Below are 22,999 nucleotides of genomic sequence, written 5' to 3'. Positions count from 1 at the left end.
CCCTCACCCCTCCACCTCCTCCCCTCTCCCCCTCAGTCCCACCAGAACCCCCAGTGGCCGACGCCGGTCACCGCCTCGTCCGCGTAGGCGCGGACGCTGCCGGAGCCCTGCCAGACGTTGTCGGGGCAGAACGCGAAGTGCTCGGCGGCCACCGGCAGGGCCGCGACCCGCGTCGGGGGCGGGGCGGCCACCGACAGATGGAGCTCGTCGAAGCCGAGGGCCACGACGCGGGCGCCGAACCGCTCCTCCCACGAGCGCACGACGGTGGTGAGCAGAGCCGTGTCGTTCTCGTGGTTCACCGCTCCCCGCCAGCCCATCGCGGTGGGTACGTCGGCTCCCCGGCCGGCGGGGACCAGCGCGAGCCGCGGGCCGGCCAGGACTCCGTCCCGGATGAGCTCGTCCGCGAGGGCGAGGGCGGCCTCCTCCGGGTCCTCGCGCGGTGTCCGGTGCTCCGCCAGGCCGGGCCAGTCGCGGCCGAAGGGGGCTATGAGCCCCGCGCCGTCGGGACCCTCCCCCTCCTCGGGGTCGGGGACGACCCCGGCCCAGAACTCGCGCAGCACCGGCTCGACATGGTGGTGGTCGGGGTCGGACATCGAGCCGGGGCACAGCTCGTCACGGGTCCACCAGCCCTCCAGACCGCGCCGCTCGTGGAGCAGCACCGCCTGAAGTCCCGCGCCGGCCGCGGCGAGGCGGGCCCGGCAGGCGGCCAGCGCGCCGGCGCCGACCGGCTCGTCGGAGACCCACAGCAGCGGCTCGCGCCGCGCCCCGGACCACGGCAGTGCCCGCCCGGCAGGCCCGGCGATGATCGTGCCGGGCGGCAAGTCCAGCCCCAGGGCGCGGCCTTGCGGGTCTTCGGCCAGCAGGGACAGCGCGTTCTGCTTCTTCGGCGGTTTCGTCACGTCTTCGACGCTACGACCCGGCACTGACAACGCCCTTGCCACGAGAGGGCGGTGGGGCCGGGGCCAGGGCAGGCTACGCCTCGGACTCGGCCTCGGACTTGGCCTTGAGCTTGGCCCAGACGGCTTCCAGCGCGGCTATGTCCGCATCGTCGAGGCGGTCGTCGAAGACCTCGGCGAGGGCCTCGCGGCGGGTGGCGTCCGCCTCCGCGAAGGCGCGGCGGCCCGCCTCGGTGAGGGCGATGCCCACGGACCGGGCGTCCGTCGGCGACGGAACCCGTTCGACCAGGCCGCGGGCCCGGAGCGAATCGGCGACGCGGGAGACCTGGCTGCGGCTGAGCAGGGTCCTGGCGCCCAGCTCGGAGGGAGCGACCGGCTCGTGCTGCACGCTCAGCCACAACATCACCTCGAACCACGACAACGGCAGGTCGTGCCGGCGCGTGAGCGCCTGGTCCACCCGGGCGGTGAGGGTGGTTCCGGCCCAGACCAGGCCGTAGAAGGCGTGGTCGCGGGGGGTGAGACCGTCCAGGTTGAGATTCGTGTGCGCCATACGGGAAGGATACCGGGTTGCGTGCACACGCACACATCGTTAATGTGTGTGTGCACGCACAAACCTAGGGAGCCTTCCATGAGCACCAACACCGCCGCCAAGACCGTCCTCATCACCGGCACCTCCTCCGGCATCGGCCTGGCCGCCGCGGTCGCCACCGCCCGGGCGGGCTGGCACACCGTCGCCACCATGCGCGACACCACGCGCGCCGACGCCCTGACCAAGGCCGCCGCCGAGGCCGGCGTCTCCGACCTGGTCCAGGTCAAGCGGCTCGACGTGACGGACGCGGACTCCGTGGCCGCGTGCGTGTCCGAGATCGTCGCCGAGCACGGGCACCTCGACGCCGTCGTGAACAACGCGGGCGCCGGCTTCGTCGGCACGATCGAGCAGCACGGCATGGAGCGACTGCGCAGCGTCATGGAGGTCAACTTCTTCGGCGTTGCCGAGCTCACCCGGGCCGCCCTCCCGCACCTGCGCGCCTCGGGCGGCCGGGTCATCACCGTGACGAGCGTCGGCGGCGTCGTCGGCCAGCCGTTCAACGAGTCCTACTGCGCGGCCAAGTTCGCCGTCGAAGGCTTCATGGAGTCCCTGGCTCCGGTCGCCGCGGCCGCGGGCGTCCAGGTGGCCGTCGTGGAGCCGGGTGCCGTCTCCAGCGAGTTCGTGAACAACGTCGGGCTCGACATCCCGGCACTGCTCGCCCAGGCGGGCCCGTACGCCCCGTCCCTCCAGGGCTACATCAACCACGCCATGCAGTCCTTCGGCAGCGACACCGCCCAGACCCCGGAGCAGGCGGCGGCGCCGGTCGTCGACGCGCTGACCGCCGAGAAGATGCCGTTCCGGATCCAGACCTCCGACTGGGCGCGCGACTTCGTCGGCATGAAGCTCGCCGACCTCGACGGCTCCGCCGTCCAGACCGAGATGACGAACTGGCTCGCCTAGTCGGCGGCCCACCGCCTCGGCGGGGCCTGAGCGGCCCCGCCGGTCCCCGCTACAGCAGGCCCGCCGCCGACAGCAGGTACGCGACCATCGGGTCGTAGAAACGCGGGTCGCGGACGTGGTCGTCCAGGGGGACGGCAACCTGGAGGGTGCCCTCCGCCTCGCCGAGGAACAGCGCGGGGTCGTTGCAGTCCGCGTACCCCACCGCGTCCAGTCCGCGCTGCGCCGCGCACCCCGCCCAGCCGTGGTCGGCGACGACCAGGTCCGGCTGGGGACGGTTCTCCGCCGCCAGACCGTCCAGGATCGCGGCCATCGGCTCCGGGGAGTGGGTGTGCCACAGCGTGGCGCCGCGCTCCAGCACGGCGACGTCCGCGAACTGCCACACCGAGCCCTCGTCCGCCACCAGCCCCGCGGGGATCGCCACGATCTCGCAGCCCGCGGCGCGCAGCGCCGCCGCCGTCGCCCGGTGGACGTCCAGCAGCCCGCCCGGGTGCCCCGTCGCGAACAGCACGCTCTGCCGGTCCAGGGCGGCCTTGCGCAGCCGCGCCGCCATCCGGTCGAGGCCCGAGACGGTCAGCTCCGGGTCGATCGTGTCCTGCCCGAAGCGGTACGCGGCGTCGTCGACGACCCCGACCCGCTCCGCCATCACGGCGAGCACATCCTGCTCGTCCGTCCAGCGGTCGCCCAGCTCCAGGCCCAGCCAGTAGTGCCGGTCGCCGTTGGCCAGCTTGCGGTAGTGCGACAGGTTGTTCTCACGGGGCGTCGCGACCTGGCCCGAGATCCGGGTGCGGACGAGGTGGTCGACGAGCTCGGCGCGGCTCGGTACGTGCGTCTCTATCGGCTTCGGCATGCGGCCCATTCTGCCGCCGCCCGGCCCTCCGCGGCGGCGCCATTCCGACCAGCGGACGCGTCGCCTCACCCCGACAGCGCCCCGAACGCCCCGTGCGCGAGCCGCCGCAGGAGCGATTCCGTCGCCTCCCGGCCGAGCGCCGCCAGGTGCGGAGTGGAGTTGAGCAGGCCGAAGACGGCGTGCACGGACACCCGCACCTCGGCCTCGCCGACCTCCGGGTGCAGTTCCCGTACGACCTCCACCCACAGCTCGACGTACTGGCGCTGGAGCTGGCGCACCAGCTTGCGGTCGGCCTCGCGCAGCCGGTCCAGTTCCCGGTCGTGCAGGGTGATCAGCGCCCGGTCGTCGAGGGCGAAGTCGATGTGCCCGTCGATCAGGGAGGCCAGTACCCCGTCCGGGTCTCCCGCGGCCTCGGCCACGCGGTGGCGCCCGCCCGTCAGCAGCCGCTCGCTGATCCCCACGAGCAGCTCGGCCAGCATGGCGTCCTTGCCCGCGAAATGGCGATAGAGGCCGGGGCCGCTGATGCCCACGGCGGCCCCTATCTCGTCCACGCCGACCCCGTGGAATCCGCGCGCGGCGAAGAGGCGGGCGGCCTCGCTGAGGATCTGCTCGCGGCGGGTCGGGGCGGCGGCTCTGGTGCTCATGGGAATCCATTCTAGACAGGGCCGTTAGCGCTCGTTAACCTAAGCTGTACATGCGTTAACGCTCATTAACAGCGTGCACCGAGCAAGGGAGCTCGACCGATGCAGCAGGCACCAGTGCTGACGAGCGCCGCGGACCCGGCGTCCGAGGCCTGGCGGACCAACGAGGCCGCCCACCGCGAGCTCACCGAAGGGCTGCGCGCCCGGCTCGACGCGGCCCGGCTCGGCGGCGGCGAGAAGGCCCGCGCCCGCCACACCGCCCGCGGGAAGCTGCTCCCCCGCGACCGCGTGGACACCCTCCTCGACCCCGGATCCCCCTTCCTGGAGCTGGCCCCGCTGGCCGCCGAGGGCATGTACGGGGGCGCGGCCCCGGCCGCCGGGGTCATCGCCGGCATCGGCCGGGTCAGCGGCCGCGAGTGCGTGATCGTCGCGAACGACGCCACCGTCAAGGGCGGCACGTACTACCCGATGACCGTCAAGAAGCACCTGCGCGCGCAGGAGGTGGCCCTGGAGAATCGTCTCCCCTGCCTCTACCTGGTCGACTCGGGCGGCGCCTTCCTCCCCATGCAGGACGAGGTCTTCCCCGACCGGGAGCACTTCGGCCGCATCTTCTACAACCAGGCGCGCATGTCCGGCGCCGGCATCCCGCAGATCGCCGCCGTCCTCGGCTCCTGCACGGCGGGCGGCGCCTACGTCCCGGCGATGAGCGACGAGGCCGTCATCGTCCGCGGCCAGGGCACGATCTTCCTCGGCGGCCCGCCGCTGGTGAAGGCCGCCACCGGCGAGGTGGTCACGGCCGAGGAGCTCGGCGGCGGCGAGGTCCACTCCCGGACCTCCGGCGTCACCGACCACCTCGCGGAGGACGACGCGCACGCGCTGCGGATCGTACGGAACATCGTGGCGACCCTGCCCGGGCGCGGGGCCCTGCCCTGGTCGGTCGAGGCCCCGGAAGAGCCGAAGGTGGACCCGTACGGGCTGTACGGCGCGGTCCCGGTCGACTCGCGCACCCCGTACGACGCCCGCGAGATCATCGCCCGGATCGTGGACGGGTCCCGCTTCCAGGAGTTCAAGTCCGAGTTCGGGCAGACCCTGGTCACCGGCTTCGCCCGGATCCACGGCCACCCGGTCGGGATCGTCGCCAACAACGGCATCCTGTTCTCCGAATCCGCCCAGAAGGGCGCGCACTTCATCGAGCTGTGCGACCAGCGCGGGATCCCGCTGCTGTTCCTCCAGAACATCTCGGGCTTCATGGTCGGCCGCGACTACGAGGCCGGCGGCATCGCCAAGCACGGCGCCAAGATGGTCACGGCGGTGGCCTGCACCCGGGTCCCGAAGCTGACCGTGGTCGTCGGCGGCTCGTACGGAGCCGGCAACTACTCGATGTGCGGGCGGGCGTACTCGCCGCGCTTCCTGTGGATGTGGCCCAACGCCAAGATCTCCGTGATGGGCGGCGAACAGGCCGCGTCCGTCCTGGCGACCGTCAAGCGGGACCAGATCGAGGGCGCGGGCCAGGAGTGGCCGGCCGAGGACGAGGAGGCCTTCAAGGCCCCGGTCCGGGCGCAGTACGAGGAACAGGGCAACGCCTACTACGCCACGGCGCGACTGTGGGACGACGGGGTCATCGACCCGATGGAGACCCGGCAGGTGCTGGGGCTGGCCCTGACCGCGTGCGCGAACGCCCCTCTGGGCGACTCGGGCTTCGGCATCTTCCGTATGTGACGTGTGGTCTGTGACGTGAGGACTTCATCGATGTTCAGCACTGTTCTGGTCGCGAACCGGGGCGAGATCGCGGTACGGGTCATCCGCACGCTGCGGGAGCTCGGCGTGCGGTCCGTGGCCGTCTTCAGCGACGCGGACGCGGACGCGCGGCACGTACGGGAGGCCGACACGGCCGTCCGGATCGGCCCGGCGGCGGCCGCCGAGAGCTACCTCTCGGTGGAGCGGCTGCTCGACGCCGCCCGGCGCACGGGCGCCGAGGCGGTCCACCCCGGGTACGGGTTCCTCGCCGAGAACGCGGCCTTCGCGCAGGCCTGCGCCGACGCCGGCCTCGCCTTCATCGGGCCGCCGGCCGCCGCCATCAACCTGATGGGCGACAAGATCCGCGCCAAGGAGACCGTGAAGGCGGCGGGCGTGCCCGTCGTGCCGGGCTCCTCGGGCAGCGGCCTGACCGACGCCGAACTGGTCTCCGCCTCGCTGGAGATCGGCATGCCGGTGCTGCTCAAGCCCTCGGCGGGCGGCGGCGGAAAGGGCATGCGGCTGGTGCGCGACCAGGCGGTGCTCGGCGAGGAGATCGCGGCGGCCCGCCGCGAGGCGCGGTCCTCGTTCGGCGACGACACGCTGCTCGTGGAGCGGTGGGTGGACCGGCCGCGGCACATCGAGATCCAGGTGCTGGCGGACGCCCACGGGAACGTGGTGCACCTGGGTGAGCGCGAGTGCTCGCTCCAGCGGCGCCACCAGAAGGTCATCGAGGAGGCCCCGTCGGTCCTGCTCACCCCGGAGCTGCGGGCCTCGATGGGCGCGGCGGCGGTGGAGGCGGCGCGCTCCTGCGGGTACGTCGGCGCGGGGACGGTGGAGTTCATCGTCCCGGGCGGGGACCCGTCCTCGTACTACTTCATGGAGATGAACACCCGGCTCCAGGTGGAGCACCCGGTGACGGAGCTCGTCACGGGGCTGGACCTGGTGGAACAGCAGCTGCGGGTCGCCTCCGGCGCCGAGCTGGGCTTCTCGCAGCCGGACGTGGCCCTGACCGGGCACGCGATCGAGGCGCGGGTCTGCGCCGAGGATCCGGCACGGGGCTTCCTGCCGTCGGGCGGTACGGTGCTGGCGCTCTCCGAGCCGTCGGGCGGGTCCGTACGGACGGACTCCGGGCTGGTGGCGGGAGTCGACACGGGCTCGACGTACGACCCGATGCTGTCGAAGGTGATCGCGTACGGGCCGGACCGGGCCACCGCCCTGCGGGTGCTGCGGGGCGCCCTCGCCGACACCGTGATCCTGGGTGTCCAGACCAACGCCGGTTTCCTGCGCCGTCTCCTGGCCCACCCGGACGTGGTGTCCGGGAACCTCGACACCGGGCTGGTGGAGCGGGACCTGGCCGGCATGCTGCCGGAGGGCGTCCCGCCGGAGGTGTACGCCACGGCCGCGCTGCTGGCCGGGGCTCCTCGGACGCCGGCGGGGGCGGACGGATGGGTCGACCCGTTCGGTGCCGCCGACGGCTGGCGCATCGGCGGCACCCCCGCCTGGACGGTCCGCCACTTCCGCCTCCCCGGCCAGGACCCCGTCGCGGTCCGCACCCGCCCGCAGGGCGCGGACACCGAGCTCCTGCTCTCCGATGCCGGCCAGGACCGGGCCCCGGCCCGCGGCCGGGTCGTCAGCCGTACCGGGAGCCACCTCACGGTGGAACTCGACGGGGTCACGCACCGCTTCTCCCACGCCGCGTCCCCCGAGGGGATCTGGCTGGGCCGCGACGGCGATTCCTGGCACGTGCAGGGCCACGACCCCGTGGTCGCCGCGCTCACCGGCGCCGGGCACGCCGGCGCGGACACCCTCGCCGCCCCCATGCCCGGCACCGTCACCGTCGTCAAGGTGGCCGTCGGCGACAAGGTGGCCGCGGGGCAGAGCCTGCTCGTCGTGGAGGCGATGAAGATGGAGCACGTCATCTCCGCCCCGCACTCCGGCACCGTCACCGAGCTGGACGTCTCCCCCGGCACCACCGTCGCCATGGACCAGGTCCTGGCCGTCGTCACCCCGGACGAGGACGAGGACGCGAAGGAGGAGACGTCGTGAACGGGCTGCCCATGACCGTCCCGGCTCCCGAACTGCCGGCCCGCGTCCGCATCCACGAGGTCGGCGCCCGCGACGGGCTGCAGAACGAGAAGACGGCCGTACCCACCGCCGTCAAGGCCGAGTTCATCCACCGGCTCGCCGCCGCCGGCCTCACCACCATCGAGGCCACCAGCTTCGTGCACCCGAAGTGGGTGCCCCAGCTGGCCGACGCCGAGCAGCTGTTCCCGGAGCTGGGCGACCTCGCCGGGGTGCACCTGCCCGTCCTCGTCCCCAACGAGCGCGGCCTCGACCGCGCTCTCGGCCTCGGGGCCACCCGTATCGCCGTCTTCGGCTCGGCCACCGAGACGTTCGCCTCGCGCAACCTCAACCGGACCGTCGCCGAGTCCCTCGCCATGTTCGAGCCGGTCGTGGCCCGCGCGAAGGAGGGCAGGGCGCACGTCCGCGGCTACCTCTCCATGTGCTTCGGCGACCCCTGGGAGGGGCCGGTCCCGGTCCACCAGGTGGTCCGCGTGGCCAAGGCCCTGCTCGACCTCGGCTGTGACGAGCTCAGCCTCGGCGACACCATCGGCGTCGCCACCCCGGGCCACGTCCAGACCCTCCTCAGCGAGCTCAACGAGGAGGGCGTGCCCACCGACCGGATCGGCGTGCACTTCCACGACACCTACGGCCAGGCCCTGTCCAACACCCTCGCCGCGCTCCAGCACGGGGTCACCACCGTCGACGCCTCCGCGGGCGGCCTCGGCGGATGCCCGTACGCGAAGAGCGCCACCGGCAACCTCGCCACCGAGGACCTGGTGTGGATGCTCGACGGTCTCGGCATCGAGACCGGCGTCGACCTGGCCGCCCTCACCGCCACGAGCGTGTGGATGGCCGAACAGCTGGGACGCCCCAGCCCCTCCCGTACCGTCCGCGCCCTCTCCCACAAGGAGTAAAGAAGATCATGGCCCTCGACCACCGGCTCACCCCCGAGCACGAGGAACTCCGCCGTACCGTCGAGGCGTTCGCCCACGACGTCGTCGCCCCCAAGATCGGCGACCTGTACGAGCGGCACGAGTTCCCGTACGAGATCGTCCGCGAGATGGGCCGCATGGGCCTGTTCGGCCTGCCCTTCCCGGAGGAGTACGGCGGCATGGGCGGCGACTACCTCGCCCTCGGCATCGCCCTGGAGGAGCTGGCCCGCGTCGACTCCTCGGTCGCGATCACCCTGGAGGCGGGCGTCTCGCTGGGCGCCATGCCGCTGCACCTCTTCGGCACCGAGGAGCAGAAGCGGGAATGGCTGCCGAAGATGTGCTCCGGAGAGATCCTCGGCGCCTTCGGCCTGACCGAGCCGGACGGCGGCTCCGACGCCGGCGGCACCCGCACCACCGCCGTCAGGGACGGCGACGAGTGGGTGATCAACGGCTCGAAGTGCTTCATCACCAACTCCGGTACGGACATCACCGGCCTGGTCACCGTCACGGCCGTCACGGGCCGCAAGGCGGACGGCCGCCCGGAGATCTCCTCGATCATCGTCCCGTCCGGCACCCCGGGCTTCACGGTGGCCGCGCCGTACTCCAAGGTCGGCTGGAACTCCTCCGACACCCGTGAGCTGGCCTTCGACAACGTACGGGTGCCGCTGGCCAACCTGGTCGGCCAGGAGGGCCGCGGCTACGCCCAGTTCCTGCGGATCCTCGACGAGGGCCGCATCGCGATCTCGGCGCTCGCCACCGGCCTGGCGCAGGGCTGTGTGGACGAGTCGGTGAAGTACGCGAAGGAGCGCAAGGCCTTCGGCCGGCCCATCGGCGACAACCAGGCCATCCAGTTCAAGCTGGCCGACATGGAGATGCGCGCCCACATGGCGCGGATCGGCTGGCGTGACGCGGCCTCCCGCCTGGTCGCCGGGGAGCCGTTCAAGAAGGAGGCGGCGATCGCGAAGCTGTACTCCTCCACGGTCGCCGTCGACAACGCGCGCGACGCCACGCAGATCCACGGCGGCTACGGGTTCATGAACGAGTACCCGGTGGCGCGCATGTGGCGCGACTCCAAGATCCTGGAGATCGGCGAGGGCACCAGCGAGGTGCAGCGCATGCTCATCGCCCGCGAGCTGGGCTTCGCCGGCTGATCAGCCGGACAGGGGCGACCGCCGGACGGGGACGGCCGCCGGACCGATCCCGGTCCGGCGGTCGTCCGCGTTCCCAGCCGCCCGCTACCCCTGTTCGCGCTCCGCCTCGGAGACGAAGGGCTGGAGGAAGCCCGCGATGTGCTGCTCCACGTCGGTGATCCGCTGCTCGAAGGCGTAGAGCTGGTCCCGCATGCCCGTCTTGTCCTGCTCGTCCTGCCGGGACTCCTCGATGTTGCGCTGGACGATGCCGATGAGGTCCTGGAGCTGGAGGTGCAGCGTTCCGCTGATTCCGCCCCACATCTTGCGCAGGTCGGCGGCGCGGCTGCCGGCGTAGTGGCGGGCGGTCTGGGCCGCGGAGTCCTTCACGTGGGCGGCGAACTCCTCGGCCGCGCGCGTCTGCAGTTTGCCGGGCGCGAAGAAGACCGCCCCGGAGGCCAGCAGCGGCCCGACGGCCGCGCCGATGGCCGCCGCCATGCCGATCACCGGAACGGCCAGGCTCAGGGTGATCAGACCGGTGGCCGCCGCCGCGGCGGTCGCCCCGCCCGCGAGCGCCGCCCCGCCGCCGAAGCCGTACACCATGAGGGAGCTGGGGCGGAACATCAGCGGCACGTCGTCACCGAGGCGCCGGCCCTCGCCCGCCTTGCCCATGCCCGCCGCGACGGCCAGCGTGTAGATCAGGTCGTTCTGGTCCCGGTCCGCCTGGGACCCGGTGAGTTCCGCCCGGAGCTTGTCGAGGAGGTCGGCGTGCGCCCGGATCAGCGGTTCGAGCTGGCGCACCAGGTCGCCCTGCTGCTGTTCGATGACCTGGTCGAGCTCCTGGGCGCAGAAGAGCTGCATGCGCTCCTGGAGCTGGACCGTGTACGCGTCCATCAGCTCGTGCTGGGCGGCGACGCGGCCGCCCCTGGTGAACGACCGGATGGCCCGGGTGAGGCGTCCGGGGCCGGTCGTGACGTGCCACTCCCCGATCTCGTCACTGATCCTGGTGAGGAACTCGGCGAAGCTGAGGTGCAGTTCGCCCTCGATCGCGAGGATCTTGCTGCTGACGATGTCGCGGATCGCGTCGGCACTGGCGCGCAGCTGGTTCTGGGTGGACTGGCTGCGTTCGAGGAGCTCGCGCAGCTCCGCCGTCGACTTCATCAGGATCGCGCCCTCGTCGTGCAGGCGTACGCGCAGGTTGACGGCGTTGTGGCGCAGGAACTCGGCGAGCCGGACGAACTTCACCCGGGCCGCGTCGCGCATGCAGAAGACCTCGAGGGCGGACTCCAGCTGACCGATCCCCGAGGCCTGCAGCCCCTCCTCGTCGCCGTCGATCCGCGACCGCAGGGCCTGGAGGGCGCTGACGAAGAAGACGTTGGCGGGCGCGCCGCCGGATTCCCCGGCGAGCTCGGCGACGGCGTTGCGGCAGCGGCTCATGACCTCCGCCCGCTCCTCCTCCTCGATCCGGTCGAACTGGTTGACCACGAAGAAGATGTCGCGGTGGCCGAGCTTCCTGACCCGGGTGAGGTAGTTCTCGGTCTCGTGGAGGGTGAACGGACGTCCCGCGTCGGTGACGAACACGACGGCGTCCACCTCCTCCAGGTACCGCAGGGTGACCAGCTCGCGGTCGGAACTCTCGTTGATCCCGGCCGAGTCCACGATCTCCACGGACCTGCGCAGCAGCTCCAGCGGCTGCTCGACGACGGCCAGCGCGAAGGACGGGGTCCGGGGTGCGCCCTTCGCGTCGATCTGGAGGGCGACCTCCCGCTTGAACTCCTCCGTCGTGACCGCCGTTTCGGAGCCCTGCCGGTCCCCGTCCCGGTACAGCCAGGCCCGCTCGGTCTCGCCCCAGCGCAGGACCGTGGTGAAGGCGGTGGCCGGATTGGCCTTGGTGGGCAGCAGCCGTTTGCCCAGGAGGGCGTTGATCAGGGTGCTCTTGCCGCTGCTGAACTCGCCGAGCACCATGATGCGGAAGGTCTCGCGCTCGAAGACCGCTCCGTTGATCCCGAGGTCCAGTGCGCCTCCCGGGGTTCCGGGCGGGACGATGAGGGCGGCGGCCTCGCCGGCCACCTGCTGGAGGCGCTGGTAGTACGTACGCAGCGTTCCGATGTTCTCGCTCCAGCCGCGGAACTGCGCGGCCGGTGATTCCTGCCCGGCCGCTAACCGCCGGTTCTCGTGCGCCATCAGGCCCCTTCCAGGGGAGAGAGGTGGGCGTGCACGGAGCGGCTCAGCGTCCGCGCCGTGCTCTGCAGTGAACGCCAGTGGTCGAGGGACTCCGGCTGGGCGGCGACGGCCGTCGTGTGCAGCCGCCACCACTGCTCGTCGCGGTCCCGCGCCCGGCTCAGCAGGTGGTCGTAGACCTGGCCGACGCGTGCCTCGGTCCGTGCCACCTGTTCCGTGAACGCCGCCTCGACGATCCGCTCCAGGTCGTCGATGGCGCGTTCGCGGCGCTCGGCCTGACCGTGTTCGAGGGCTTCCGTGACCAGTGCCGTGCCGGCCGCTCCCGCGATCTGCCCGACGATCTCGGCTGACAGGGGCGTGAGCACGCTCTCGATGGCGGTGCCGACGAACTCCGGCAGCCAGGAGGCGTCCCAGCCGGTGGCGTTCCGGGACTCGGAGGCGGCGGCCTCCTCGGCGACTCCGGGCAGGGTCGCGGCCGGTACGACCCGCCCGGCGCCGGGGGCGGCCAGTCCCTGGAACAGTTCCTCGCCTGGCCGGTTGCGGAGCAGCGCGGCGCGCAGCCGGCGGATGTCCTCTTCGAGGGCCCGGTCGACGGTCCCGGTGATCCACGCCTCGAAGTGCTGGAGGGCCTCGGCGGTGTACGGGATCGCGTGGAGACGGATGAAGTGCTGTTCCTCGGGTGTCTCCAGCATCCCGGAGAAGCGCGCGGCGAGTTCGCGGGCCGTGGCGGCGCGGCGCCTGCGCGCCTCCGCGGCGATCGTCTGGACCAGGGTGGCGCGCCACTCCCCGGCCTCGGCGCTGAGGACGATCCAGTGGAAGCGGGCGCTCTCGTGGGCCGTGTGCCAGACCTCGGCGGCCCGCGTCCGGACCGGGTCGGGCCGGTCCAGGTCCGCGAGCGCCCGCCCGGCGGCCTGCTCCACGAGGTCGCAGGTGGCGGCGAGGAGGTGCAGCCTGCGGATGGTCCTCAGGGCGCGGCGCAGCCGGATCCCGGCCAGGTGGCCCAGGACGGCGCGGAGCGGGTCCACGCCGTCGGGTTCCGCGGCGCCGGGCACGGGGACCGGTCCGGCCAGTACCAGCGCCTCGGGGGCCAGGACCGAGACGAGGTGGTTGACGCGGCGCATGATGTCGGCCGCCTCGTCCTCCACCTCGGCCGGCTTGGTGACGACGACGGCGAGCGGAGGGCTGTGCGGGGCGGCGGCGAGCGCCTTGATCCGGGCCTGTTCGGTGGCGAGCATCGCGCGGCGGGCCTCGGTGACGACGACCACCACGTCGCAGTCGCCGACGATCCGGGCGAGGGCGGCGGTGTCGGGCTGCCGTACTCCGGACCAGCCCTCCCAGCCGGGGGTGTCGACTAGCTCCACCCCGGTACGGGCGGCCCAGGACCCGGACGGCACCTCGATCCGTACGGTGCGCAGGCCCGCCGGCCCGGGGTCCCCGGGGTCCCCCGGGTCCCGGGGAGCGGCGGGAGCGGCGGCGGCCTCCGGGTCGGCCGGGTGGCCGGATTCCGCCGGTCCGGCGGTGAAGGGGCGTACCACCACGGGCGGCCCGTCCGTGGCGTGCACGGACACCGGTACGCACGCCGCGCCGACCAGTTCGTTGACGAGCCGGGACTTCCCGACGTTGCTGCCGCCGATGACGCAGATCCGGGCCCGGGGGGATTCCGCGCGGCGGGCCGTGCGGCGGATCAGCGAGGCCGCGGAGTCCGCTCCGGCCCGGTCGGCCAGCAGGGCGACGCGTTCGGCCAGTTCGGCCTGGCGCAGCTCCTGGTCGTGCTCCCCCGTACCGTCCACAGCGCCGCCACCCCACCCCGTCAGGTCCTCCCGGCAGAGCCATGATGCCAACGGAGGGGGCCGGGCGCCGCCGGTTCGGCGGGAAGGCACCCGCCGGCGTGCGGGGAAGAGGCCTTCCAGGAGAAAGTTAGGCCCCCCTTACCAATTTCGGCCAAGGTTAGGCTAACCTTCCCTCCGAACGGCCCAGTGGCCGCCCGGCACGCACGAAAGCGGACATAGACATGCCCAAGTCCCGTACCTCCTACCTCTCCCGCCGCGGTCTCATCGCCGCCGGCGGCGCCCTCGGCCTCGTCGCGGCCCTCACCGCATGCGGCGGATCCGACTCGGCGAAGGGCGAGGCGGGCGACAAGGACAAGGGCGCCGCCGCCTCCGGCCCCTGGACCTTCAAGGACGACCTCGGCAAGGACGTCAGCCTCAAGGCGAAGCCGAAGAACATCGTCGCGTTCACCGGCACCGCCGCCGCGCTGTACGACTACGGCATCCAGGTCAAGGGCGTCTTCGGCCCGACCAAGACCGCCGACGGCAAGCCCGACGTCCAGGCCGGCTCGATGGACATCTCCAAGGTCGAGATCCTCGGCAACGTCTACGACGAGTTCAACGTCGAGAAGTACGCCTCCCTCCAGCCCGAGCTGCTCGTCACCAACACCTGGGACGGCACCTACTGGTACGTGCCCGAGGCCTCCAAGGACAAGATCCTGAAGCTGGCCCCGGCCGCCGCCATCGGCGTCGGCGGGGACGTCTCCATGGACAAGGCCCTGGAGCGCACCGCGGACCTCGCCAAGTCCCTCGGCGCCGACATGAACGCCAAGTCCGCCGCCGACGGCAAGGCCCGCTTCGATTCCGCCGCCACCAAGGTCCGCGAGGCCACCAAGGCCAACCCGGGCATCAAGGTCCTCGTCGGTTCCGGCTCCGCCGACCTCTTCTACGCCTCCTCCCCCGACACCTCGGCGGACCTGAAGTACTTCAAGTCCCTGGGCGTCGAGTTCATCACCCCGGACAAGCTGGGCGAGGGCAACTTCTTCGAGAGCCTGAGCTGGGAGAACGCCGGCAAGTACAAGGCCGACCTGGTCCTGCTCGACAACCGCACCGGCACCCTCCAGCCGGAGGAGCTGAAGGCCAAGCCGACCTGGGCCGAGATGCCCGCCGTCAAGGCCGGCCAGGTCGCCCCGCGCGTGACCGAGCCGATCTACTCGTACGACAAGTGCGCCAAGATCCTTGAGGACCTCGCCAAGGCCATCCAGGGCGCCAAGAAGGTCAGCTGACCCTCAGCCGGCCCCGCCGGCCCCGGCGCCCCGACCAGGCGCCGCTTCCACTCCCAGGGGGGACTTCCCGCATGACCGCCACCGCATCCGAGGCGACCGCCTCCGAAGCCGTCCCGGCCGCCGCCCACTTCCGGTTCTTCGAACTCGAAGTGCTGCGCACCCGCCGGCTCGGACACTCGTTCCTGCGGGTCACGTTCGGCGGGGAGTCCCTCGCGGGCTTCCGCTCGGGCGGCTACGACCAGAGCCTCTCGCTCTTCCTGCCGCCCGCCCACGAGGAGCACACCGTGCTCCCGTCCACCGATGAGGACACCTGGTTCGGCGCCTGGCGGGCCATGCCCGACGCCGACCGCCCCGTGATGCGTTCGTACACCGTGCGCGAACAGCGCCGTACGGACGGGGGCGCGGACGAGGTCGACATCGACTTCGTCCTGCACGGCGACGCGTCACCCGCCTCGTACTGGGCCGGACGGGCCGTCACCGGCCGCCGCATCATGGCGATCGGCCCGGCCGTCGCGGAGAACAAGTCCGTACGGTTCCAGCCACCGGCCGCCACCGACGCGCTGGTGATGTACGCGGACGAGACGGCGCTCCCGGCCGCCGCCGCGATCCTGGACCGGCTCCCCGCCGGAACCCGGGTCTCGGCCTGGTTCGAGGTGCCGCACGCCGACGACCGCCTCGACCTCCAGAGCGCCGCCGACGTGGACATCACCTGGATCGTGCGCGAGAGCGGCGCGGGCAAGGAGCGCGCCGAGCGCGTGGTGGAGGCGCTGCGGGCGGCCGAACTCCCGGCCGCCGAGGCCCCGTACGTCTGGCTCGCGGGCGAGGCGGGCACCATTCGGTCGGTCCGCCGGCACATCGTGCAGGAACGTTCCATCGACCGGCGCGCGGTGCGCTTCACCGGTTACTGGCGGCTCGGTGCGAGCGAGGAAGAACTCCTCGCCGAGGCGTACTCGGGACAGGCTGCGAGCGAGGACCCCGCCTCCGCACTGTAGTCTCAACTCCCTTTGTTCACATCCGAGTTGAGAGATGGGCCCCGGCTTTTGGCCGGGGCCCATCTCCATTTGGCGTGACAGTTAGGTTAGGCTAACCTAAGAACACCTTCCCCACCCCCCTCTCCCCCTGCCCGGAGGAACGTTGATGCGCTCGCATCTGCTGAATGAGACGACCGCGGACCTGTACCGGCGTTCCGTCACGGAAGGCGTCGAGCGCGTCGCCGCGAAACTCGCGACCACCGAGCGGCCCCACACCGGCATATCCGTGGACGAACTCGCCCCGGTCATCAACGGGATCGACCTGGACCGGCCGCTGGAGGACCCGGCCGCCGTCCTCGACGAGCTGGAAGAGGTCTACCTGCGCGACGCGGTGTACTTCCACCACCCGCGCTACCTGGGCCACCTCAACTGCCCGGTCGTCATCCCGGCCGTGCTCGGCGAGGCCGTCCTGTCGGCCGTCAACTCCTCCCTGGACACCTGGGACCAGTCCATCGGCGGCACGCTCATCGAGCGCCGCCTGATCGACTGGACCGCCCAGCGCATCGGCCTCGGCCCGGACGCGGACGGCATCTTCACCTCAGGCGGCAGCCAGTCCAACTTCCACTCCCTGCTGCTGGCCCGCGACGAGGCCTGCCGCAAGGTCATGCAGCACAGCGACCGGCCGCTCGCGAAGTCCGAAGTCCTGCCGAAGCTGCGCATCTTCACCTCCGAGGCCAGCCACTTCAGCGTCAAGAAGTCGGCCGCCATGCTCGGACTCGGGTACGAGGCCGTCATCGCCGTCCCCGTCGACCGCAACCGCCGCATGGACACCTCCGTGCTCGCGCTGGAGCTGGAGAGCTGCGTCCGCGAGGGCCTCCACCCGATGGCCGTCGTCGCCACCGCCGGCACCACCGACTTCGGGTCCATCGACCCGCTCCCCGAGATCGCCCGCCTGGCCGCCGAGCACTCCACCTGGATGCACGTGGACGCCGCGTACGGCTGCGGACTGCTGATCTCCCCCACCCGCCGGCACCTGCTCGACGGCATCGAGCACGCGAACTCCGTCACGGTCGACTACCACAAGTCGTTCTTCCAGCCGGTCAGCTCCAGCGCGATGCTGGTGCGCGACCGCGACACCCTCAAGCACGCCACGTACCACGCCGACTACCTCAACCCCCGCCGCATGGCGGAGGAGCGGATCCCCAACCAGGTCGACAAGTCCATCCAGACCACGCGCCGCTTCGACGCGCTCAAGCTCTGGATGACCCTGCGCACCATGGGCGCCGACGGCCTCGGCTCGCTCTTCGACGAGGTCATCGACCTGGCCGCCGCGGGCTGGGACATCATCGACGCCGACCCGCGCTTCGAGGTCGTCGTCCGCCCGCAGATCTCCACCCTGGTCTTCCGCTACGTCCCCCCGGGTGAGGTGCGGGGGGACCTCGTCGACGAGGCCAACCTGCACGCCCGCAAGGCGCTGTTCGCCTCGGGTGAGGCCGTCGTCGCCGGCACCAAGGTGGACGGGGACCAGTACCTGAAGTTCACCCTCCTCAACCCGCAGACCACGACGGCCGACATCGCGGCCGTCCTCGACCTCCTCGCCGCACACGCCGAGCAGTTCCTGGGAGAATCCCTTGCCGTCCACCACTGAGCCCCACGACTTCATCGGTATCGGCCTCGGTCCCTTCAACCTGGGACTCGCCTGCCTGACCGCGCCGATCGACGAGCTCGACGGTCTCTTCATCGAGTCGAAGCCGCACTTCGAGTGGCACGCCGGGATGTTCCTGGACGGCGCGCACCTGCAGACGCCGTTCATGTCGGACCTGGTCACCCTCGCCGACCCGACCTCGCCCTTCTCCTTCCTGAACTACCTGAAGGACAAGGACCGGCTGTACTCCTTCTACATCCGGGAGAACTTCTACCCGCTGCGGACCGAGTACAACGACTACTGCCGCTGGGCCGCCGACCGCCTCACCAACGTGCGGTACTCCACCTCCGTCACGGAGGTCACGTACGACGAGCAGGCCGAGGTGTACGAGGTCCACACCGACCGCGGCGAGACCCACCGCGCCCGCCGCCTGGTCCTGGGCACCGGTACCCCGCCGTTCGTCCCGCAGGCCTGCGCCGGCCTCGGCGGCGACTTCACGCACAACTCCGCCTACGTGCAGAACAAGGCGGAGCTCCAGCAGAAGAAGTCGATCACCCTCATAGGCTCCGGCCAGAGCGCCGCGGAGATCTACTACGACCTGCTGTCCGAGATCGACGTGCACGGCTACCAGCTCAACTGGGTCACCCGCTCCCCGCGGTTCTTCCCGCTGGAGTACACGAAGCTGACGCTGGAGATGACCTCCCCCGAGTACGTGGACTACTTCCACGCGCTCCCCGAGGAGACCCGCTACCGGCTCGAAACCCAGCAGAAGAACCTCTTCAAGGGCATCGACGGCGAGCTCATCAACGCCATCTTCGACCTGCTCTACCAGAAGAAGGTCACCTCGCCGGGCCCGGTCCCGACCACCCTCCTGACCAACACCTCGCTGAACTCCGCGGCGTACGACACCACCACGGGCACCTACACCCTGGGGCTGCGCCAGGAGGAGCAGGAGCGCGACTTCTCCCTCGCCACCGAGGGCCTGATCCTCGCCACGGGCTACAAGTACGCGCTGCCGGAGTTCCTGAACCCGGTGCGCGAGCGCCTCGCCTTCGACGGCCACGGCCGGCCGGACGCGGCCCGCAACTACAGCATCGACGTGACCGGCCGCGGGGTCTTCCTGCAGAACGGCACGGTGCACAACCACTCCATCACCTCGCCCGACCTGGGCATGGCCGCGTACCGCAACGCGTACATCGTCGGAGAGCTCCTCGGCCGCGAGTACTACAAGGTCGAGAAGTCCATCGCGTTCCAGCAGTTCGCGGCCCCGGAAGGCACCCACGCATGAGCACCACCGCAGAGACCCTCTACACCCGCACCGACGCCGCCCTCGGCGGCTTCGCGATCCGCCCGCTGGACCCCTTCGCCGACGCGGAGCTGCTCCACGGCTGGGTCACGCACCCCAAAGCCTCGTTCTGGATGATGCAGGACGCCTCGCTGCCGGAGGTCGAGCGCGAGTACATGCGCATCGCCGCCCACGAGCACCACGACGCCTTCATCGGCCTCCACGAGGGCCGCCCGGCCTTCCTGATGGAGAAGTACGACCCGAGCAGGCTGGAGCTGGTGGGCCTGTACGAGGCGCAGCCCGGCGACGTCGGCATGCACTTCCTCGTCGCGCCCAGCGAGCGGCCGCTGCACGGGTTCACCCGCGCCGTGATCACGACGGTGATGGCCGCGCTGTTCGCCGACCCGCAGACCCGGCGCGTGGTCGTGGAGCCCGACGTGGAGAACACGGCGGTGCACGCCCTGAACGAGGCCGTCGGCTTCGTCCCCGACGGCCCGGTCCAGAAGCCGGAGAAGACGGCCCTGCTGAGCTTCTGCACCCGCGCGCAGTTCGAGGCGGCCACCGGCCTGACGGGAGACTCCATATGAGCCTCGCCGACGCGATCTCGCACCTCTCCCCCGAGCTGTGGGCCCGCGCGAACCGCGCGCTGGTCCGCAAGGCCCTGGCGGAGTTCTCGCACGAGCGCCTGCTGACCCCGGAGCCGGTCGTCGGCTCCGCGTCCGCGTACTCGGTCCTGAGCGACGACGGCTCCGTCGAGTACCGCTTCACCGCGGCCCGCCACGCCCTGGACCACTGGGCCGTGGACGAGGCCTCGGTCACCCGCCTGCGGGACGGCGCCGAGCTCCCGCTGGACGCCCTCGACTTCCACATCGAGATGCGCGAGGCGCTGGGCCTGAGCCCGGAGGTCCTGCCGGTCTACCTGGAGGAGATCTCCTCCACCCTGGCCGGCTCGGGGTACAAGTACACGAAGCCGCAGGTCCCGTCCGCCGTCCTCGCGAAGTCCTCCTTCCAGGACATCGAGACCGGCATGACCGAGGGCCACCCCTGCTTCGTGGCCAACAACGGCCGGCTCGGCTTCGGCGTGCACGAGTACCTCTCGTACGCCCCGGAGACGGCGAGCCCCGTCCACCTGGTGTGGGTCGCGGCCCGCAAGGACGTCTCGACCTTCACGGCCGGCGCGGGCCTGGACCACGACGCGTTCATGCGCGCCGAGCTGGGCGAGGCCGCCATCGCCGGGTTCGAGGCCAAGCTGTCCGCCCTGGACCTGGACCCGGCGCAGTACCACTTCCTGCCGGTCCACCCCTGGCAGTGGTGGAACAAGACCACGGTCACCTTCGCCGCCGAGATCGCGAACCGCCGGCTGGTGCTGCTCGGCGAGGGCGAGGACGCGTACCTGGCCCAGCAGTCGATCCGTACCTTCTTCAACACCACGACGCCGGCCAAGCACTACGTGAAGACCGCCATCTCGGTCCTCAACATGGGCTTCATGCGCGGCCTCTCGGCGGCCTACATGGAGGCCACCCCGGCGATCAACGACTGGCTGCACCAGCTGATCGAGGGCGACGAGGTCCTGCGGTCGGTGGACTTCTCGATCATCCGCGAGCGCGCGGCGATCGGCTACCACCACCGCCAGTACGAGCGCGCCACCGACCGCTACTCGCCGTACCGCAAAATGCTGGCCGCCCTGTGGCGCGAGTCCCCGGTGGGATCGCTGAAGGACGGCGAGCGCCTGGCGACGATGGCCTCGCTGCTGCACGTCGACTCCGAGGGCAGGTCCTTCGTGGGCGCGCTGATCGAGGAGTCGGGCCTGACCCCCTCGGAGTGGCTGAAGCCGTACCTGCGGGCCTACCTCCTGCCGCTGCTGCACTGCTTCTACCAGTACGACCTGGCGTACATGCCGCACGGCGAGAACACCATCCTCGTCATCGAGAACGGCGTGGTGAAGCGGGCGATCTTCAAGGACATCGCCGAGGAGATCGTGGTCATGGACCCCGACGCGGTGCTCCCGCCGGCCGTCGAGCGCGTCAGGGCCGACATCCCGGAGGACATGAAGCTCCTGTCGATCTTCACGGACGTCTTCGACTGCTTCTTCCGCTTCCTCGGCTCGATCCTGGCCGCGGAGGGCATCTGCGAGGAGGAGACCTTCTGGAAGGCGGTCGCGGACTGCGGCCACGACTACCAGGAGTCGATGCCGCAGCTCGCGGAGCGCTTCGAGCGCTACGACCTGTTCGCCGAGGAGTTCCAGCTGTCCTGCCTGAACCGGCTCCAGCTGCGCAACAACAAGCAGATGGTGGACCTCGCCGACCCGGCGGCCGCCCTCCAGCTGATCGGCACCCTCAAGAACCCCGTCGCGCCTTACGCATCGCGACGGTGATCAAAGGGGTGGGTGCGCCGCCGATACGGTCCCTCGGCGGCGCACCCGCCTCCTCCCGCCCGAGGACGTGTCCGCGAAGCCCTGACTGGCCCTCTTCGCGGACACGCCTCGGGCGTCCTCCTCTTCCGGCCCGGTCCCCTTCGGCCGCGGCCGCGGCGGCCTCGGCTACGTCCAGGGGACGTCCGGGGCCCGGTGGTACGCGATGTCCTGGGCGTCCAGCCGCGGGCCCTGCGCCGCCACCCGCTGCCGGTACTCCGCCCAGTCCCGCGGACCCGGGCTCCAGCCCAGCTCCGCCAGGCCCAGCACCCGCGGGAACGCCATGAACTCCAGGTCCGCGCGGGTCGCGATCGTCTCCGTCCACAGCGGCGCCTCGACGCCGAGGACCGCGGACTCCGGGACCCCGGCCGCGGCCAGGTAGGTCCCCGGGTCCCAGTCGTAGGCCCTGCGCACCGGGACGAAGCCCGCCCACGCCAGCCCCGGCTTGGTCGCCGCGTCGTACTTCATGTCCAGGTACAGCCGGTCCGCGGGCGAGAGGATCAGCGGGTGGCCCGCCTTCGCCGCCGCGGCCACCGCCGCCTTCTCGGCGGCCGCCGTCCTGTCGTGGCCCCAGTACTGGAGCACCGCCCCGGGCGCCGGGCGGGCCGTGGCCAGCTGGTGCCAGGCCACCACCGTCTTGCCGTGGCGCTCGACGATCTGCTGGGCGCGGTCCATGAACGCCGCGTAGTCCGCCGCGGGCGTCGAGTGCGCCTCGTCGCCGCCGATGTGCAGGTAGCGGCCGGGGGTCAGCTCGGCCAGCTCGCCGAGCACGTCGTCGACGAACTCGTACGTCCGCTCCTCGCCGACGCACAGCGAGCTGAAGCCGACCTTGATCCCGGTGTAGCGCTCGCGCGCCTTCCCGTCGCAGTTCAGCTCCGCGTAGGAGGCCTGGGCCGCGTTCACGTGCCCCGGCATGTCGATCTCCGGGACCACGTCGACGTACCGCTCGCCCGCGTACGCGACCAGGTCCCGGTACTGGTCCTTCGTCCAGTACCCGCCCGGGCCGCCGCCGACCTCGCTGCCGCCGCCGTACTCCGCCAGCCTCGGCCAGGAGTCGATCGCGATCCGCCAGCCCTGGTCATCGGTCAGGTGCAGGTGCAGCGTGTTCACCTTGTACCGGGAGAGCTGGTCCACGTACCGCTTGACCTGCTCGGCCGTGAAGTGGTGGCGGGCGATGTCCAGCATGGCCCCCCGGTAGGCGAACCGCGGCGCGTCGGTGATCTCGCCGCCGGGCACCGTGCCCGGACCGGCCGCCGGCAGCAGCTGACGCAGCGTCTGGCCCGCGTGGAAGAGCCCCGCCGGGGTCCGGGCGCTCAGGGTGACCCCGCCCGGACCTGACTCCAGCCGGTAGCCCTCGGCGCCGGTCCCCGCGGCGCGCTCGTCGAGCCGCAGCCGGATCCCGTCGCCGCCGGCTCCGTCGACCACCGGCAGCGGGAGTCCGCTGGGGCCCCTGAGCTGCTCCGCGAGGAGCTCGCCGACCCGCCGGACCTCCTCGCCCCCGCCCGGGCCGGTACGGATGACCGTGCCCGCGCCCACCGCGTACCCGGGGCCTTCGGCGCGGGCGGAGGCGGGCGCCGGCAGGAGCTGCGCGAAGGGGGCGAGGGCGGCCGGCCGGCCGTCCCCGGGTCTGGCGTCGGCGGCGGGGGACGAGGCGCAGGAGACGGCCGCGCCGAGGGCGAGGAGTGTGCCGAGCGTGCGTCGCAGGACTCTCATAGGGCAGGT

At 71.9% G+C, this 22,999-nt stretch carries 18 protein-coding genes; 11 read left to right on the top strand and 7 right to left on the bottom strand.

Annotated features, from left to right (window positions below; translation table 11 throughout):
- Positions 1–32: 32 nt before the first annotated feature.
- Positions 33–899: a DUF4253 domain-containing protein gene (locus ACFYXV_RS13435; protein ID WP_389382924.1), complete on the bottom strand. Its 867-nt coding sequence runs from the start codon at positions 897–899 to the stop codon at positions 33–35.
- 73 nt (positions 900–972) lie between these two features.
- The gene (locus tag ACFYXV_RS13430) at positions 973–1,446 is read right to left on the bottom strand and encodes a MarR family winged helix-turn-helix transcriptional regulator (protein ID WP_389382923.1); all 474 of its coding nucleotides are present in this window, start codon (positions 1,444–1,446) and stop codon (positions 973–975) included.
- Between the two features lie 78 nt (positions 1,447–1,524).
- Between ACFYXV_RS13430 and ACFYXV_RS13425 the strand changes: the two genes are divergently transcribed.
- On the top strand, positions 1,525–2,385 hold the full coding sequence (locus tag ACFYXV_RS13425; RefSeq protein ID WP_385470180.1) for an SDR family NAD(P)-dependent oxidoreductase: 861 nt from the start codon (positions 1,525–1,527) through the stop codon (positions 2,383–2,385).
- A gap of 49 nt (positions 2,386–2,434) precedes the next feature.
- Here ACFYXV_RS13425 and ACFYXV_RS13420 read toward each other — a convergent pair whose 3' ends face one another.
- Both ACFYXV_RS13420 and ACFYXV_RS13415 read right to left on the bottom strand, forming a co-directional pair.
- The gene (locus tag ACFYXV_RS13420; RefSeq protein ID WP_383492693.1) at positions 2,435–3,241 is read right to left on the bottom strand and encodes a phosphatase; all 807 of its coding nucleotides are present in this window, start codon (positions 3,239–3,241) and stop codon (positions 2,435–2,437) included.
- A 56-nt stretch (positions 3,242–3,297) separates the two neighbouring features.
- Positions 3,298–3,876: a TetR/AcrR family transcriptional regulator gene (locus ACFYXV_RS13415; protein WP_030161614.1), complete on the bottom strand. Its 579-nt coding sequence runs from the start codon at positions 3,874–3,876 to the stop codon at positions 3,298–3,300.
- 99 nt (positions 3,877–3,975) lie between these two features.
- Here ACFYXV_RS13415 and ACFYXV_RS13410 point away from each other — a divergent pair, with 99 nt between their 5' ends.
- Genes ACFYXV_RS13410 through ACFYXV_RS13395 form a run of 4 tightly spaced genes read left to right on the top strand, consistent with a single transcriptional unit; the run spans position 3,976 to position 9,757 of the window.
- On the top strand, positions 3,976–5,592 hold the full coding sequence (locus ACFYXV_RS13410) for a carboxyl transferase domain-containing protein (protein WP_385470177.1): 1,617 nt from the start codon (positions 3,976–3,978) through the stop codon (positions 5,590–5,592).
- A gap of 30 nt (positions 5,593–5,622) precedes the next feature.
- On the top strand, positions 5,623–7,656 hold the full coding sequence (locus tag ACFYXV_RS13405; protein WP_389382922.1) for a biotin carboxylase N-terminal domain-containing protein: 2,034 nt from the start codon (positions 5,623–5,625) through the stop codon (positions 7,654–7,656).
- A gap of 11 nt (positions 7,657–7,667) precedes the next feature.
- Positions 7,668–8,588: a hydroxymethylglutaryl-CoA lyase gene (locus ACFYXV_RS13400; RefSeq protein ID WP_385470253.1), complete on the top strand. Its 921-nt coding sequence runs from the start codon at positions 7,668–7,670 to the stop codon at positions 8,586–8,588.
- A gap of 8 nt (positions 8,589–8,596) precedes the next feature.
- Positions 8,597–9,757 carry an acyl-CoA dehydrogenase family protein gene (locus tag ACFYXV_RS13395; protein ID WP_383492690.1) on the top strand — a complete coding sequence of 387 codons (1,161 nt, stop codon included), beginning with the start codon at positions 8,597–8,599 and terminating at the stop codon, positions 9,755–9,757.
- 84 nt (positions 9,758–9,841) lie between these two features.
- On the opposite strand, the gene ACFYXV_RS13390 is transcribed toward ACFYXV_RS13395, so the two are convergent.
- Together ACFYXV_RS13390 and ACFYXV_RS13385 are read right to left on the bottom strand one after the other, a co-directional pair.
- The gene (locus ACFYXV_RS13390) at positions 9,842–11,917 is read right to left on the bottom strand and encodes a dynamin family protein (protein WP_385470173.1); all 2,076 of its coding nucleotides are present in this window, start codon (positions 11,915–11,917) and stop codon (positions 9,842–9,844) included.
- Positions 11,917–13,704, bottom strand: a complete 1,788-nt coding sequence (locus tag ACFYXV_RS13385) for a hypothetical protein (RefSeq protein WP_389382921.1) — start codon at positions 13,702–13,704, stop codon at positions 11,917–11,919. The genes ACFYXV_RS13390 and ACFYXV_RS13385 overlap by 1 nt, the downstream gene beginning before the upstream one ends.
- Before the next feature lie 221 nt (positions 13,705–13,925).
- Between ACFYXV_RS13385 and ACFYXV_RS13380 the strand changes: the two genes are divergently transcribed.
- The 6 genes from ACFYXV_RS13380 to ACFYXV_RS13355 all read left to right on the top strand — a co-directional run bounded on the left by ACFYXV_RS13380 (position 13,926) and on the right by ACFYXV_RS13355 (position 21,241).
- On the top strand, positions 13,926–14,966 hold the full coding sequence (locus tag ACFYXV_RS13380; RefSeq protein ID WP_383342188.1) for an ABC transporter substrate-binding protein: 1,041 nt from the start codon (positions 13,926–13,928) through the stop codon (positions 14,964–14,966).
- 71 nt (positions 14,967–15,037) lie between these two features.
- Positions 15,038–15,958: a siderophore-interacting protein gene (locus tag ACFYXV_RS13375; protein ID WP_389382920.1), complete on the top strand. Its 921-nt coding sequence runs from the start codon at positions 15,038–15,040 to the stop codon at positions 15,956–15,958.
- A gap of 145 nt (positions 15,959–16,103) precedes the next feature.
- Complete coding sequence (locus ACFYXV_RS13370; protein ID WP_389382919.1) at positions 16,104–17,585, top strand: pyridoxal phosphate-dependent decarboxylase family protein; 1,482 nt, start codon at positions 16,104–16,106, stop codon at positions 17,583–17,585.
- Complete coding sequence (locus tag ACFYXV_RS13365) at positions 17,569–18,870, top strand: lysine N(6)-hydroxylase/L-ornithine N(5)-oxygenase family protein (protein ID WP_385470165.1); 1,302 nt, start codon at positions 17,569–17,571, stop codon at positions 18,868–18,870. Before ACFYXV_RS13370 ends, ACFYXV_RS13365 begins: the two co-directional genes overlap by 17 nt.
- Positions 18,867–19,454, top strand: a complete 588-nt coding sequence (locus ACFYXV_RS13360) for a GNAT family N-acetyltransferase (RefSeq protein ID WP_385470163.1) — start codon at positions 18,867–18,869, stop codon at positions 19,452–19,454. The genes ACFYXV_RS13365 and ACFYXV_RS13360 overlap by 4 nt, the downstream gene beginning before the upstream one ends.
- Positions 19,451–21,241, top strand: a complete 1,791-nt coding sequence (locus tag ACFYXV_RS13355) for an IucA/IucC family protein (protein WP_389382918.1) — start codon at positions 19,451–19,453, stop codon at positions 21,239–21,241. Before ACFYXV_RS13360 ends, ACFYXV_RS13355 begins: the two co-directional genes overlap by 4 nt.
- 165 nt (positions 21,242–21,406) lie before the next feature.
- On the opposite strand, the gene ACFYXV_RS13350 is transcribed toward ACFYXV_RS13355, so the two are convergent.
- On the bottom strand, positions 21,407–22,990 hold the full coding sequence (locus ACFYXV_RS13350) for a beta-N-acetylhexosaminidase (protein WP_389382917.1): 1,584 nt from the start codon (positions 22,988–22,990) through the stop codon (positions 21,407–21,409).
- Positions 22,991–22,999 lie beyond the last annotated feature (9 nt).

It is taken from the genome of Streptomyces sp. NPDC002181, from assembly GCF_042890485.1.
In the GTDB taxonomy this organism is placed as follows: Bacteria; Actinomycetota; Actinomycetes; order Streptomycetales; family Streptomycetaceae; genus Streptomyces.
Note: the sequence above shows the minus strand (reverse complement) of the source record. Positions and strands in the feature narration are given on the sequence as shown.